Source organism: Rhizobium glycinendophyticum (assembly GCF_006443685.1).
GTDB lineage: Bacteria > Pseudomonadota > Alphaproteobacteria > Rhizobiales > Rhizobiaceae > Allorhizobium > Allorhizobium glycinendophyticum.
Genome location: NZ_VFYP01000001.1, coordinates 776521 through 790576, shown reverse-complemented (window position 1 = coordinate 790576; position 14056 = coordinate 776521). Strand labels below are relative to the sequence as shown.

The window sequence follows — 14056 nt, the reverse complement described above, 5'->3', positions numbered from 1 at the left end:
CGCACACAAGATTTCATACCTATTCCCGACATTTCACGCATTAAAGTATCAGTATGGCGCAACGCCGACGCTTGTGTCCACCCCGTCTTTCCAGAAGTATCAAGGTCCGTTGAGCGTGTCGGAGGAGAGTTTAGCACGCACAACCGGAGCGATTTCGCGATCCAAATGGAGGAGAACAATGAATAATTTCGCAAAAGCCGTGGGCGTCGGCTTCGTCTCGCTTGGCCTTTGGAGTTCAACCGCGCTTGCGCAGGATTCCTGGTGGAAGACTGCCGCGCAGCCGTATCAGGGCGCGACCATCCGGGGCATTTCCGAATCCACCCCGGCGTCGAAATATGTCGAGCAGGTCCTCGGCCCGAAATTCACCGAGGAGACCGGGATTAAGGTCGAGTTCGAGGCCACGTCTTGGGACCAGATGTACGATAAGGCGATCAAGGACATGGAGGCCAATACTGGCATCTACGACTTCGTCTACATCGAGCAGGACATCGTTTACACCTATCTGGCTCGCAACTTCCTGGTGGATATCACCAAGTCGCTCGCCGACAACGCAAAGATCGCGTCGCCGGACTTCAAGCCGGAGAACTTCACCACGTTCCTGAACTATTTCAAGGATCCGAAGTCAGGCAACGTCATGGGCGTGCCCATGGAAGCTTTCATCAAGCCCTATCTCTACCGCAAGGATCTCTTCGAGGATCCCGCGATCCAGAAGGCCTACAAGGATGCGACCGGAGCGGATCTGAAGCCCGCGACCACGCATGAGGAATACACCCAGATTGCCAAGTTCTTCACGGAATATGGCGCAGACAAGGAGCTCTGGGGCACGACAGTACAGGCCTCGTCGAGCCACCCCGCTGCCTTCTACGAATTCTTCGAGTCGGTCGCGCCGACCTTTGGCGTATACAATTGGGGCATCGATGGCACGACCTTCGCCGCCACGGAAGCCAATGGCGGCCAGATGAACTCCGCCGCGGCGAAGAAGGCGCTCAACTACTGGGTCGACCTTCTGAAATATGCGCCGCCGGAATCGACGTCGTCCACTTGGGACGAGGTTGCCGGCACATTTGCCGCCGGCCGCGCAGCCCAGGGCCTCGTCTACGGCGAGAACGCCGCGTGGATCGCGACCGATGAAAGCAAATCGACCGTCGTCGGCAAAGTGGGCGTGGCATTGCCGCCGGTTGAGGCAGGCGTGATGGAAGCGGCCGGATCCGGCAAGGGGTACATCGGCTACTACGATGGCGGCGCCTTCGGCATCCCGCATTCTTCCAAGAACAAGGACGCCTCGCTGCTCTTCCTGCAGTATATCGGGCAGGCTTCCGTGCAGACGGACTGGGCGCTGGCCGGCTCCCGCATCGTCATGAACTCGACCTATGACGACCCCAAAATCGTCGAGCAGGACCAGAAGATGAACGGTTACTACACGCTGATGCGCGACGACGGAAAGCTCTTCGCCGGAGCGCCGCCATACCCGTTCCACTCGCAAGTCCTGCAGGTTGTCGCGCCGTTTATCTACAAGGCGATCGTTGGCGAGATCAAGCCAGACGACGCTCTGGACCAGGCCGCCACGGCGGCTGAAGCTGAACTCGTAAAGCTCGGCTACCGCAAGTAAGAAGCCGCCCCCTCCCAGCGGTAGGCGGCCACCTTCAGCAAGGTGGCCGCCCCTTCCTCACTGCAGGTTGCGGACTTGTCCACAAAGCTGCTGGTCGAATTGATACCAATGATGTCTGACGGAGCGTAGGATGAGACAATCCAACATCGGATGGCTGTTTCTAGCGCCAGCCACCCTAATCCTGTTCGTTGTCGGGTTTATTCCCTTCATCTACATTCTTTATGTCGGGTTCTTCGACTGGAACACCAATGCGCTCGATCCCACCCTCCGCTGGGCCGGTTTGCAGAATTACCGTAACCTCGTTTTTGACACGACATTCCTGAGCTCGCTTGCGCGCACGCTGGTCTTCGCCTTCATCGTGGTCATCAGCGAGCTGTTGCTGGGTTACGTGCTGGCCCGCGCGCTGATGGCAGACCGGCTGTGGGGCCGACAGTTCTTTCGGACTATCCATACGCTGCCGATCGTTGTCGCGCCCATTGCAGTCGGCGCCACCTGGCGGCTGCTCTGCGTTCCGGGCTTCGGCATCGTGCCCTATTACCTGAAACTGTGGTTTGGCATCGACTACAACATCTCGACCAATGCCTATCACGCCTTCGGCACGGCGATCATCATGGACCTGTGGCACTGGACACCGTTTGTCACGCTGTCGCTGATGGCGGGGCTCACCGCCCTGCCGAAAGAACCACTCGAGCAGGCGCAGATCGACGGCGGCAACAAGCTGCAGATCTTCTGGTACGTGATCGTGCCGATGCTGAAGCCGGTTTTGCTGACTACCGTCTTCATCCGGCTGATGGACGCCCTTCGCTCCGTCGACGAAATCTGGATGCTGACCAAAGGCGGCCCCGCCGAGGCAACGAGGTTCATCGGCCTTCACATCTGGATCAACGTCTTTCCGAAGACGGACTATGGCTATGGCGCAGCCATGTCGCTTCTCACGCTTTACGTCACGATCGTTTTGAGCTGGCTGCTCTTCGTCGCAATGACCGGCCGCAAGGGAGGCGCACAATGAAACGCTCCGGTATAGGTTCCTTAGTCCTCTGGATTGGCCTGACCTTCCTGACCCTTCTTCCGGTCTGGTGGATGCTGGTCGTTTCGATGCGGCCTCGGGTGAAGCTGTATTCGAAATCAGTCCTAATCGACGATCTCTACTGGGACAATTTTCTAGCCGTCCTCAACAGCTCGACCTTCCTGCAATATCTTTGGAATTCGATGGTCGTGGCGACATCGAATGCCGCGCTTGTCTGCGCGCTCGGCCTGCTCGCTGCGTTCGGGCTGTCGCGTTACAAGATCAGCGGCGGTGACAACGTATTCTTCTGGCTGATCACCAACCGCATGGCGCCGCCTGCCGTGTTTCTGCTGCCGCTCTTTTTGCTGTTCACCAAATGGTTTGTGTTCGGCGACTTCATGTTGTTCGACACGAAGATCGGTCTGATCCTCCTTTATTGCGTGTTCAACCTGCCCTTCGCCATCTGGCTCCTGAAAGGCATGCTGGACGGGATACCGCTGGAGCTGGACGAAGCGGCACGCGTCGATGGTGCGACGACTGGCCAAGTGCTCTCCCACGTCATCCTGCCGCTGGCACGCCCCGGATTGGCCGTCACCTTCATCCTGACCTGGATTTTTGCCTGGAATGAGTACCTGTTCGCAGCGACGCTCACCTCGTCGGCGGACGCTAGAACCGTGACGACAGCGCTCGCCGAATATGTCTCGGTCACCGGAACGAACTGGGGCGAGATGGCGGCCATGGCGTTCCTGACCACGCTCCCGGCTCTGGTCGTGCTCGGCTTCGTCCAGAAGCACATCGTGACCGGCCTGACGTTCGGCGCATTGAAAGGATAAATTCATGGCTGGCATTCAACCCCAGAAACCCGAGCGCGACGGGTTCCTACCGATCCGCACCAACGGCTTCGACAGAGGCTTCATCTCGGTCGTGATCCTGATTCTGGTGCATCTTCTGTGGATGCGCTTTCTTGAGGGCGTGCTGCCCCTGTGGGTGGCGACGGTGCTCTGCCTGGCGCTCGCCGCATTCATTATCCGAAAGGGCTGAACATATGAGATCGCTCGTTCTCGAACGAAAAGACGAACTGCGCATTCGCGACCTGGACCCGAAAGAGGTGCTCGGTCCCTCCGACGTGCGCATTGCCATCAAGACCGTGGGAGTCTGCGGATCCGACGTTCACTATTATACGCACGGCGCCATCGGTCCCTTCGTGGTCCGCGAGCCGATGATCCTCGGCCATGAAGCAGCCGGCATCATCGAAGAGGTCGGCAGCGCGGTCCAGAACCTGAAGGTCGGCGACCGCGTGTGCATGGAGCCCGGCATTCCCGACCCTCAAAGTCGCGCGTCGCGGCTGGGTCTCTACAATCTCGATCCGGCAGTGCGCTTTTGGGCGACCCCCCCGGTGCATGGCGTATTGAGGCCGAGCGTGGTCCACCCGGCGGCCTTTACCTTCAAGCTTCCGGACAATGTGTCCTATGCCGCTGGTGCCATGGTCGAGCCGCTCGCCGTAGGCTTCCACGCTGTCTCCAAGGCAAGGCTGACGCCCGGGGCGATCGCACTGGTCACGGGTGCGGGACCGATTGGCATGGTGACGGCAATCGCGGCACTGTCGGCTGGCTGCGCCAAAGTCATCGTCACCGACGTGGTCGACGAGAAACTTGCCGTGGCGCGCAAGCTCAGTTCAGCCATCGTGACCGTCAACGTGCGATCGCAGGACCTGCAGAGTGTTATCGCCCGGGAAACCGACGCCTGGGGCGTCGATGTCGTATTTGAATGCTCCGGCGCGGTCGACGTCGTCGCAGATACCGTCCACCATGCCTGCCCCGGCGGCGCCATCATCTTCGTGGGGATGCCGGTGAAGCCGGTTCTGTTCGATGTCGTCATCGCACAAACCAAGGAACTGCGCGTCGAACATGTGTTCCGTTACGCCCATGTCTACCCGCGCATCATCGCACTCCTGGGCTCCAACCAGATCAACGTCGACGCTCTGATCACCGACACCTACGCCTTCGAGGATTCCATTGCGGCGTTTGACTACGCGGTGCGGCCGAAGCCGTCCTCCGTCAAGATCCAGATCCAACTCGGCACCTGAGATGGATCGGCGGACATTAAATTGCAGCAGCCGAGGCAGGACACAAGCCATGCTGAAGCTGACCGTTCACCCATCCCGAAAGACCGGCGGCCTCGCCGCTTCAACTGACTGAGGATTGAGATATGGCGACGATAGAGCTCGACCAGGTCGATAAGTATTACGGCTCTTACCACGCACTGCGCAACATCTCGTTCGACATCGCGGATGGTGAATTCGTGGTGCTGGTGGGACCTTCTGGTTGCGGCAAGTCTACATTGCTTAGGACCCTTGCCGGCCTCGAAGAAATCACCGGTGGCACGATCAAGCTCGCTGGACATCGCGTCGACAACATCGCAGCGAAGGACCGTGACGTAGCCATGGTGTTCCAGAACTACGCGCTCTATCCGCATATGACGGTCCGGGAGAACATGGCTTTCGCGTTGAAGCTGCGCGGAGAGAATCTTTCCGACCGCAACGCCAAGGTCGACAAGGCTGCCGAGATGTTGCGGCTGACGCCTTATCTGGACCGATATCCGAAAGCGCTCTCCGGTGGCCAGCGGCAGCGCGTCGCCATGGGACGCGCGATGGTTCGCAGCCCCAAGGCCTTCTTTTTCGACGAGCCTTTGTCAAACCTCGACGCCGCACTGCGCGTGGACATGCGTTCGGAGATCAAGGCTCTTCACCAGCGCCTCGGCGCCACATCGGTCTATGTCACGCACGACCAGATCGAAGCCATGACCATGGCGGACCGCATTGTCGTGCTGCGCAGTGGCAAGGTGGAGCAGATCGGGGCGCCACTGGAGCTTTACGACAGGCCAGCCAACACCTTTGTCGCCGGTTTTATCGGATCGCCGGCGATGAACATGCTGCCGGCCACGATCGATCTTGCCTTGAACTCAGCGCGGCTTGCTGACGGGTCGACCCTTCCCCTTCCGCAAGGCACCCGGGCGACCAACGGGCAAGACGTCATCTACGGGGTTCGCCCTGACCAGTGGGTTCTGCACCATGGCGAGATGGGGGTACCCGCGACCGTCGAACTGATCGAGCCGACGGGGGCAGAAATACTCCTCGCAGCCCAATTGGCCGGGCAGCGGATCTTATGCGCCTTTCGTGAGCGCCACCCGCTGAGGCCGGGGGACAGGATTAGGCTCGATGTCGATCCTGCCGCGGCCCACGTGTTCGACAGGCAAACCGAACAGAGAATCTCACCCTGAGCAAGACGCATCGAGGGATCATCCATGTCAGACTTCACCGGAAAGACGATCATCATTACGGGCGCCGGTAAGGGTATAGGCCGCGCCTGCGTTGAATTGTTTACTCGTCGTGGCGCACGCATCATCGGGCTTTCGCGCTCCCAGGCCGATCTTGATCATTTGGCACAAGCCTTTGGCACGGCCGTCATTTCGGTCGATCTCGCCGACAATGCCGCAGCACGCGACGCCATGAAGAAGGCAGGGCTCGCAGACGCTCTGATCAATTGCGCGGGAACGAATGTGCTCGAGAGCGTCCTCGACATGACTGAAGAGGGCTATGAACAGGTTCTCGGCATCAATCTACGGGCCGCGCTGATCTGTGCGCAGGAATTTGCCCGCTCCCGCATTGCCAACGGCGGTGGCGGTACGATCGTGAATGTGACCTCGATTGCCGGACATCGTGGTTTCGTGGACCACGTGGCCTACGCGGCTTCGAAGGCCGGGCTGGAAGGCGCAACCCGCGTCATGGCCAAGGAACTCGGCGCGCACGGCATCCGCGTCAATGCAGTGGCGCCGACGGTGACCATGACGGAACTTGCCGCGAAAGCATGGTCCGAGCCCTCCAAACGAGACCCCATGATGGTTCGCCACCCGATGGAGCGTTTTGCAGAGGTCGATGATGTCGCGCGCTCAATCGCGATGCTGATTTCAGAGGACGCGGCCATGATCAGTGGCGCCGTCCTGCCCGTCGATGGCGGCTTCCTTGCCGTCTGAAAACCAAAAGCGAGAGAAGAAGATGACGAAACCACTCGAAGGAAAGATCGCTGCAGTCACCGGCGCAGCTTCTGGAATTGGGCTTGCAACGACCCGCGCCCTGATTGATGCCGGCGCCAAGGTCGTGATGGTCGACTACAACAGACAGGCGCTTGAGACCTTCGCCGCCGAGTTTGGTGACAATGTTGTCATTCAGGTAACCGACCTTCTGGACGCAGCAAGCTGTGCAGCCATGGTGCCGGAAATCCTGGCGAAGGTGGACCACGTCGATATCCTGCACTGCAATGCAGGATCCTATATTGGCGGCGATCTCATTGAAACCGATGGGGCCGCAATCGATCGGATGCTCAATCTCAACGTGAACGCGGTCATGAAGAACGTGCACGCTGTCGCCCCGCATATGATCGAGCGGGGAACCGGGGACATCCTTGTCACCTGCTCCGTCGCCGGCCATGCGCCTATCGCATGGGAGCCGGTCTATTCCAGTTCCAAATGGGCGATTACCAGTTTCGTCCAGATCATGCGCCGGCAGTTGAAGAACCACGGCATCAGAGTGGGCCAGGTCTCGCCCGGTCCCGTGGTCTCCGCTCTGCTTGCCGATTGGCCCGCGGAGAACCTCGAAAAAGCCAAGGCCAACGGGAGCCTGATCGAGCCCACTGAAGTCTCCGAGGCGATCATCTTCATGTTGACCCGACCGCGCAACGTCACGATCCGGGACATGATTGTCTTGCCGACCAATTTCGACGTGTAGGTTTGCCACCACGAGGTCATAGGAAGCGCAGGGGCCGCTTCCGCGACAAGTGAGCACCTGTGAAACACCGACGCAGAGGGCGCGATGCTGTGTCGGCAGGTGTTCGCCTCACATGCTGCCTGGCGCTCCCGAGCGGAAATAATTGCCGCTCTCCCGCCATGCTGAAGTCGGCCTAAACCCTTGACACTTCCGGACGCTTGCGCCCCTGCCCTAGCGCGCCATCCAGCCTCCATCCACCGTGATGATCGTGCCGTGCACATAGTCCGACGCACTCGATGCAAGAAAGACTGCCGGACCTGCCATGTCTTTGGCCTGTCCCCATCTGCCGGCCGGAATGCGTGCCAGGATTGAAGCCGCGCGTTGCGGGTCGTTTCGAAGGGCCTCGGTATTGTCGGTCGCTATGTAACCCGGGGCAATTGCGTTCACATTGATGCCCTTGGCCGCCCACTCGTTGGCAAAGGCCTTCGCGAGCTGGCCGACGCCGCCCTTGCTGGCCGCATAGCCGGGAACGTTGATGCCTCCCTGGAACGTCAGGAGAGATGCGGTGAAGATGATCTTGCCCTTGCGGCCCGTTGCAATCATCTGCTGACCGATGGCCTGGGTCAGAAAGAACTGAGCCGAAAGGTTGGTCTCCAGAACCTCGTCCCAGTATTCCGCCGGGTGTTCGGCAGCCGGCGCCCTTTTGATCGTCCCGGCATTGTTGACGAGGATGTCGACGGGCACCTCTGCCAGCCGCTTTCCCAGGTCCAGGACCTTGCCACGATCCGAAAAATCGCAGGCGATCCCGGTGAACCGGCGGCCACAGGCCCGTACCGCGCTTCCGGTTTCCGCACCATCCTCCGGCATGCTCAAGGAAACGCCGATGATGTCGGCGCCAGCTTCTGCAAGAGCTATGGCAATCGCGGCACCGATACCGCGTCGCGCTCCCGTGACAACGGCCGTCTTGCCCGTAAGGTCGAAGGGGTTCATTGAGCCGTGCCCTCCTGGCAGTTCAGCAGCGTCTTCATCGAGGTCCCGTTTGCCTCGAACGATTCGAATGCGATTTGTATCTCGCTCAAGGGCCGGCGCTCGGTGATGACGCGACCGATCTCCGAGCCATGCCGGACAAGCAGATCGATGGCAGCCTCGTAGTCCTGCGGCTCGTAGACCCGTGCGCCAAGCATCTCGATCTCGCGCCAGAAGAAGCGGAAGAGATCGATGACCGGTTTCTTGGCGTGGATGGCGACCATGACCACCCGCCCTCGGGTCGAAACAGCCTCCGTCATCAGATCCACGCCCGCCTGGACACCTGAGACTTCGAAGACGACGTCAGCGCCCTTCCCGCCCGTGGCGGCCATGACCTCGCGCGCCACGTCGGTTTTGGATGCATCGAACGCGCCGATGCCGAAAGAGGCGGCCAGCGTCAGGCGGGAGAGGTTGATCTCCGACAGCAGCACCCGCGCACCGCGTTTGGCTGCCGCAATCGCAATCAGCATGCCGATCGGACCACCACCGATGACCAGAACCGTTTCGCCGGGGGCAAGCCGCGCCCGCTCGATGTCATGGCATGCCACAGCCAAAGGCTCCACAAGGGCTGCCAGATCAAGCGGAATCTCGTCGGGGAGCTTGTGAACGGCATAAGCCGGCACGCTCCAGTAGCGCTGCATGGCGCCGTCGGTATCAAGCCCGAGGAATTTCAGGTTGTGACAGATATGGGAGTGCCCTGCGGCGCAGGCGGGGCAGTGACCGCAGGGTTTCAACGGACGCACGACCACCTTGTCGCCGATGGCTAAACCCGAGACGCCTGCGCCGAGGGCCGCAACGGTGCCAGACATTTCGTGGCCTATGATACGGTTCGAACCGACGCGCTGATCCATGGCGCCGTGAAAAACATGCAGATCGGTTCCGCAGATGCCGCACCAGGCAACTTCGATCTGCACTTCATCGGCGGCGGGCGGCAAGACGGGCGCATCCCGCAGCTCGAAGCGGTGGTCGCCTTTGTAATAGGCGGCGATATTCGGCATGATGAACTCCTCAGAAGATTGCATGGGGGGCCAATCGGGCCCAGTCGAATTCCACGCCGGTGCCGGGCACATCCGGCGCTACGGCTCTCGAATGTTCGAGAACGAGCGGTCTCAGGGTGTAGCGATCAATGGGGAAGCTGTGCACTTCGATCCAGCCGGCATTGGCCTGGCTTGCAACGAGGCTGACATGCAGCTCCTGCATGCCGTGACTGCAAACAGGGATCTCATGCGCTGCGCAGCGCTCGGCAACCGCAAGCCAACCGGTGATCCCGCCGCAGTTGGAGGCATCGGGCTGCAGATAAGACAGCTTGGATTGCGCCAGCGCGTATTCGAATTCGTGGATCGTATGCAGGTTCTCACCCATCGCGAGCGGCATTCCGGTCTCGTCTGCGATGCGGGCATAGCCGGCATAGTCGTCCGGGATGATGGGCTCCTCGAACCAGAGAAGATCAAGCGGCTGAAAAGCTCGCGCGGCGGCGATCGCCTGGGGAATATCGAGCGCGTAGTTCGCGTCGACCATGAACTTGCGGTCCGGACCCAGCAGGGCGCGCACGGCCTCCGCACGGGTCACATCCTCCCGAAGGTTCGGCCGCCCGACCTTGATCTTTACGGCTTCATATCCCTCCGCTAGATAGCCGCGGACATTCTCCAGCAGTCTTTCCAGCGGAAAGTTGAGGTCGATTCCACCCCTGTAGGCTTGGGCGGTACTGCCGGCTCCGCCTGCCATTTGCCAAAGCGGCAGTGCCTGTACCCGTCCTCTCAAGTCCCAGAGCGCTATATCGATCGCCGAAATCGCAAATGAAGCGATCCCGCCGCGTGCGACGTAATGCACCGCCCACTGCATGGCTTCATAAATCTCTTCAACCGGGGTCGCATCGCGGCCCAGAAGCATTGGACGCAGATCGTGATTGATCATCGCGGCAATCGCCCGGCCGCCGAACCCACCCGTATAGGTGTAGCCGGTACCGACCGTGCCGTCGGCCTGGGCGATCGTTACAGTGACCAGTTCGAAATGGGTGTGGTCGCCATGCTTGGCATCGGAAAGGACCTCATCCAGCGGCACACGGAAGAGCCGTGCCTGCAGGTCAACGATACAGGAACCGATCATGACGATATTCCTTTCAGGACAGCTTTACGCGTTGCTGGAGGCGCGCCTGGAGAATGACCACGCCGAGAAGGAAGGCGCCGCGGATGATCGACTGCCAGTATGCGGAGAGCGATATCCAGCCGAGGCCGTTTTCGAAATTCAGGATGTTGAAGACCATCCCCAGAAGCAGGGCACCTGCGAGCGTCGCTCCGACAGAGCCGGAGCCGCCGGTGAGCAAGGTGCCACCGACCACCACGGCAGCAATGGCAAACAGTTCCCAGCCGACCCCCTCGGTCGGCTGCCCCGCACCAAACTGGGAGGCAAGAATGACGCCTGCGAGACCGGCAAGCGCGCCGGAGGCCGCATAAACCAGAGCCAGATTACGCTCGACGTTCAGACCCATCATGCGCGCGGTCTGCTCGCCATCGCCGATCGCGAGGATATGTCGGCCAACGGGACGCTTTTCGAGGACGAGCCAGCCAACGACGTAGGCCAGCCCCGCGATCCACGCAGCGATCGGAAAGCCGAGAAAATCGTCCTGTCCGATAGCCGTAAAGCCCGTGTCGTAAGAGACGGAAACCGACTGGTTGCCGGCCAGAAGAAGGCCGGTCCCCGAGGCGGCCAGCATTGTCGCAAGCGTTGCGATGAATGGCTGGATCCGCATCCGGCTCACAAGGAAGCCATTGAGAATGCCCACGGCTAGACCGGCAAGAACGCCGCCACCGAGCCCCGCTGCCCAGTGGTGTCCGGAGAGCAGCGCCGCAACCACACTGGCCATGGCGGCCGTTGCGCCGACCGACAGATCGATGCCGCCGGTGATGATGACGAATGTCATCCCCAGAGCAATCAGAGCGAACATCGAGTTGTATCTGAGGAAACTCAGAATATTGAACGCGGACAGGAAGTTGTCATAGCGCAGGCCACCGAAAATGATGAGCCCGAGGAGAGCGAGGATCACGCCGATGCGGGCGAGTTCAGCGGGAGATCCAAAGGTGAAGGCACGCTTGAGCCTGTTCATTTGCGGTCCTCAACTCTTGTCGGCGCGTTGCTGGAGATAGACGGCGAACACGATGAGACCCGCCTTGACGATAAGGGCGGCTGCATCCGGCACGCCATTGGCAAGAAGCGTGTAGCGGACGAGCTGGATGACGAAAGCGCCGAGCACGGTGCCGATCACGTTCGCGCGTCCACCTGCCAGAAGTGTCCCACCCACTGCGACCGCGGCAATGGCATCGAGCTCCATGCCCAGTCCGACCAGATTGGCGTCACTTGCCGAGTTGCGAGCAATCACGACCAACCCCGCCAGGCCGGCCAGCGCTCCGCTGATCATGTAGACGTACAGCTTGACCCGTTTCACTGGCAGACCCGCGAGACGTGCTGCCCGTTCGTTGCCGCCGACGGCAATGATCTGCCGTCCGATGACCGTGTAGCGCGTCACGGCCCAGGCGATGACGACGATGATCATCATCAGGATTACCTGCGTGGGTATGCCTGCGATCTTGCCCATGGCGATGAACTGGAAACTGTCGTTCCGGAAAACCTGGAGGTTACCGTTGGTCATCACCTGCGCGATGCCGCGCCCGGCAATGAAAAGCACCAGCGTGGCGATGATGGGCTGAATGCCGTATCTGGTGATGAGCATGCCGTTGAAGAGGCCGAGCACTGCGGCAACAGCAACCGGCACCAGGATCGCCAGAGTGACAGCGATCGGCATCATCCCGGCCGGCCAGGCAGGATGCATGAATATCATCGGCGCGATGGCGCCGGCGATCGCCATCAACGACCCGACCGACAGGTCGATACCGCCGGTCGCAATGACAAGTGTCATTCCGGTGGCCACGATGACGATCGTCGCCACCTGCGTCAGGTTGACGGTCAAGGTCTGCATCGACAGGAAGTTGGGCGTGATGGCGATGTTGAGCGCAACAAGGGCCAGAAACGCGACCAGCGTTCCATAGCGGCTCGCATAGAGAAGGAAACCTCCCCGGGCCCGGGGCGCCTCAATCGTCGAAATGGGAACTTGGGGATTGGTCATGTCAGTCTACCTGATGAGCCATGGCAGAGATCAAGGCGGGTTCACTCAGTTCACCGCGCGAGAGACGTGCCACTGAGCGGCCGTCGCTGAGGACGCTGACACTGTCCGAACAGGCCAGAAGCTCTTCCAGTTCGGACGAAATCATCAGCACGCTCAACCCTTCGTCGGCGAGGTTGCGCAAGAGCTTCAGAATTTCCGACTTGGCGCCGATATCGATCCCGCGTGTCGGCTCGTCGATGACCAGAATGCGCGGATCGGTGGCGAGCCATCGGGCCAGAAGCACCTTCTGCTGGTTGCCACCGGACAGTTCCTTGATCGGTTGATCCGGAGACGAGCACTTGATCGAGAGCGCCTTGATGAAGCGCTGCGCGATCTCGTCCTGCCTGCGCCGATCTACGATGCCCGCACGCTTCAGCTTCGGAAGCAGAGCAAGCGTCATATTCTCCCGGACGGACATGTCGGGAATGATCCCGTCGATCTTCCGGTCTTCGGATACGAAGCCGATTCCATCGGCGATCGCATCGGAGGGTTCGCGGTAGTGCCTGGCGCGCCCCTCTAGGGTAAGTTCACCCTTCTCGAGCTTGTCCGCTCCAAAAATCAGCCGTGCCGTTTCGCTCCGGCCTGACCCGAGAAGTCCGGCAAGGCCGGTGATCTCGCCTTCACGCAACTTCAGATCGACGTCGACGACGCGGGTGCCGGCGGAAGCCCCGTGGAGCTCCAGCCGCACCGGCTTCGAGACCTTGTCCTCTTCCGGTGCCACCAGCGTCAGGGCATCGAGTTCCTTGCCGAGCATGTGCCGGACAAGCTCGATTTTCGGGAAGTCGGCCATGGCGCCGCGGGCCACCAGCCGGCCGTCCCGCATGATCGCGACGCTGTCGCAGACGGCGTAAAGTTCATCCAGCCGATGCCCGACGAAGATGATGGAGACGCCGCGCTGCTTGAGCATACGGATCGTCCTGAACAGGATGCCGACCTCGCGCTCGTCGAGGGATGAGGTGGGCTCATCCATGATGACGAGCCGGGCGTCCTGAAGTACCGCCCGTGCGATCGCCACCATCTGGCGGGTGGCTGCGTCGAATTGTCCGACCGGGCGGTCGACATCGATCGAAAGCTCGAAACTCTTGAGGATCTCCTCTGCCCCGCGACGCATTGCGCCGCTGTCGAGCATGCCGAAGCGCCGCAGTTCGCGGGACAGATAGATGTTCTCCGCGACCGATCGCTGCGGTGCCAGATTGATCTCCTGATAGATGGTCGCGATGCCTGCAGCTTCGGCTTCGGCCGGCATCGAGAAATCGGCTTCGCGGCCGTCAAACTGGATGGAGCCCGTGTCCCTGCGATAGACGCCGGTCAGTATCTTGATCAGCGTCGACTTGCCGGCGCCGTTTTGACCGACGAGCGCCACAACTTCACCCGGGTCAATCGTGAGTGAGACTGCGTCCAGAGCTTTCAGCCCTGCGAAGCTCTTTGAGATGGAGTCCATGACGAGCAGGGGCACGGGAGGTGTCCTTGGATAACGAGGAATTGGGGGGCGGC

The 14056-nt window shown here is 60.7% G+C and carries 14 protein-coding genes; 8 read left to right on the top strand and 6 right to left on the bottom strand.

What is annotated here, in order from left to right:
• Positions 1-178: 178 nt before the first annotated feature.
• The 8 genes from FJQ55_RS03765 (at position 179) to FJQ55_RS03730 (ending at position 7398) form a co-directional block, all read left to right on the top strand.
• A complete protein-coding gene (locus FJQ55_RS03765; RefSeq protein WP_140826365.1) occupies positions 179-1609 on the top strand; it encodes an extracellular solute-binding protein in 1431 nt (476 codons plus the stop codon).
• A gap of 130 nt (positions 1610-1739) precedes the next feature.
• Complete coding sequence (locus FJQ55_RS03760; protein ID WP_140826364.1) at positions 1740-2618, top strand: carbohydrate ABC transporter permease; 879 nt, start codon at positions 1740-1742, stop codon at positions 2616-2618.
• Entirely contained in the window at positions 2615-3448 is an 834-nt protein-coding gene (locus FJQ55_RS03755; RefSeq protein WP_140826363.1) for a carbohydrate ABC transporter permease, read from the top strand. Before FJQ55_RS03760 ends, FJQ55_RS03755 begins: the two co-directional genes overlap by 4 nt.
• A 4-nt stretch (positions 3449-3452) precedes the next feature.
• Positions 3453-3656, top strand: a complete 204-nt coding sequence (locus tag FJQ55_RS03750) for a DUF2160 family membrane protein (RefSeq protein ID WP_140826362.1) — start codon at positions 3453-3455, stop codon at positions 3654-3656.
• A gap of 4 nt (positions 3657-3660) precedes the next feature.
• Positions 3661-4701: an NAD(P)-dependent alcohol dehydrogenase gene (locus FJQ55_RS03745; RefSeq protein ID WP_140826361.1), complete on the top strand. Its 1041-nt coding sequence runs from the start codon at positions 3661-3663 to the stop codon at positions 4699-4701.
• A 122-nt stretch (positions 4702-4823) separates the two neighbouring features.
• Entirely contained in the window at positions 4824-5894 is a 1071-nt protein-coding gene (locus FJQ55_RS03740; RefSeq protein ID WP_140826360.1) for an ABC transporter ATP-binding protein, read from the top strand.
• 24 nt (positions 5895-5918) lie between these two features.
• Positions 5919-6647 carry an SDR family oxidoreductase gene (locus tag FJQ55_RS03735; protein WP_140826359.1) on the top strand — a complete coding sequence of 243 codons (729 nt, stop codon included), beginning with the start codon at positions 5919-5921 and terminating at the stop codon, positions 6645-6647.
• A 22-nt stretch (positions 6648-6669) separates the two neighbouring features.
• Positions 6670-7398 (top strand): SDR family oxidoreductase, encoded by a 729-nt coding sequence (locus FJQ55_RS03730; protein ID WP_140826358.1) that lies wholly within the window; start codon positions 6670-6672, stop codon positions 7396-7398.
• Positions 7399-7608: 210 nt separating this feature from the next.
• On the opposite strand, the gene FJQ55_RS03725 is transcribed toward FJQ55_RS03730, so the two are convergent.
• The 6 genes from FJQ55_RS03725 to FJQ55_RS03700 are packed head-to-tail and all read right to left on the bottom strand — an operon-like array spanning position 7609 to position 14003.
• Positions 7609-8367 (bottom strand): SDR family oxidoreductase, encoded by a 759-nt coding sequence (locus FJQ55_RS03725; RefSeq protein WP_140826357.1) that lies wholly within the window; start codon positions 8365-8367, stop codon positions 7609-7611.
• Positions 8364-9401 carry a zinc-dependent alcohol dehydrogenase gene (locus FJQ55_RS03720; RefSeq protein ID WP_140826356.1) on the bottom strand — a complete coding sequence of 346 codons (1038 nt, stop codon included), beginning with the start codon at positions 9399-9401 and terminating at the stop codon, positions 8364-8366. Before FJQ55_RS03720 ends, FJQ55_RS03725 begins: the two co-directional genes overlap by 4 nt.
• A 10-nt stretch (positions 9402-9411) precedes the next feature.
• Complete coding sequence (locus FJQ55_RS03715) at positions 9412-10509, bottom strand: mandelate racemase/muconate lactonizing enzyme family protein (RefSeq protein WP_140826355.1); 1098 nt, start codon at positions 10507-10509, stop codon at positions 9412-9414.
• A gap of 13 nt (positions 10510-10522) precedes the next feature.
• Entirely contained in the window at positions 10523-11506 is a 984-nt protein-coding gene (locus FJQ55_RS03710) for an ABC transporter permease (RefSeq protein ID WP_140826354.1), read from the bottom strand.
• 9 nt (positions 11507-11515) lie between these two features.
• Complete coding sequence (locus tag FJQ55_RS03705) at positions 11516-12523, bottom strand: ABC transporter permease (RefSeq protein WP_140826353.1); 1008 nt, start codon at positions 12521-12523, stop codon at positions 11516-11518.
• Between the two features lies 1 nt (position 12524).
• Positions 12525-14003: a sugar ABC transporter ATP-binding protein gene (locus FJQ55_RS03700; RefSeq protein WP_246085120.1), complete on the bottom strand. Its 1479-nt coding sequence runs from the start codon at positions 14001-14003 to the stop codon at positions 12525-12527.
• Positions 14004-14056: the final 53 nt, after the last annotated feature.

Bases quoted from the DNA above. Each gene is read 5' to 3' on its own strand.
- FJQ55_RS03765 (WP_140826365.1), top strand. From the start codon at position 179: ATGAATAATTTCGCAAAAGCCGTGGGCGTCGGCTTCGTCTCGCTTGGC.
- FJQ55_RS03760 (WP_140826364.1), top strand. From the start codon at position 1,740: ATGAGACAATCCAACATCGGATGGCTGTTTCTAGCGCCAGCCACCCTA.
- FJQ55_RS03755 (WP_140826363.1), top strand. From the start codon at position 2,615: ATGAAACGCTCCGGTATAGGTTCCTTAGTCCTCTGGATTGGCCTGACC.
- FJQ55_RS03750 (WP_140826362.1), top strand. From the start codon at position 3,453: ATGGCTGGCATTCAACCCCAGAAACCCGAGCGCGACGGGTTCCTACCG.
- FJQ55_RS03745 (WP_140826361.1), top strand. From the start codon at position 3,661: ATGAGATCGCTCGTTCTCGAACGAAAAGACGAACTGCGCATTCGCGAC.
- FJQ55_RS03740 (WP_140826360.1), top strand. From the start codon at position 4,824: ATGGCGACGATAGAGCTCGACCAGGTCGATAAGTATTACGGCTCTTAC.
- FJQ55_RS03735 (WP_140826359.1), top strand. From the start codon at position 5,919: ATGTCAGACTTCACCGGAAAGACGATCATCATTACGGGCGCCGGTAAG.
- FJQ55_RS03730 (WP_140826358.1), top strand. From the start codon at position 6,670: ATGACGAAACCACTCGAAGGAAAGATCGCTGCAGTCACCGGCGCAGCT.
- FJQ55_RS03725 (WP_140826357.1), bottom strand. From the start codon at position 8,367: ATGAACCCCTTCGACCTTACGGGCAAGACGGCCGTTGTCACGGGAGCG.
- FJQ55_RS03720 (WP_140826356.1), bottom strand. From the start codon at position 9,401: ATGCCGAATATCGCCGCCTATTACAAAGGCGACCACCGCTTCGAGCTG.
- FJQ55_RS03715 (WP_140826355.1), bottom strand. From the start codon at position 10,509: ATGATCGGTTCCTGTATCGTTGACCTGCAGGCACGGCTCTTCCGTGTG.
- FJQ55_RS03710 (WP_140826354.1), bottom strand. From the start codon at position 11,506: ATGAACAGGCTCAAGCGTGCCTTCACCTTTGGATCTCCCGCTGAACTC.
- FJQ55_RS03705 (WP_140826353.1), bottom strand. From the start codon at position 12,523: ATGACCAATCCCCAAGTTCCCATTTCGACGATTGAGGCGCCCCGGGCC.
- FJQ55_RS03700 (WP_246085120.1), bottom strand. From the start codon at position 14,003: ATGGACTCCATCTCAAAGAGCTTCGCAGGGCTGAAAGCTCTGGACGCA.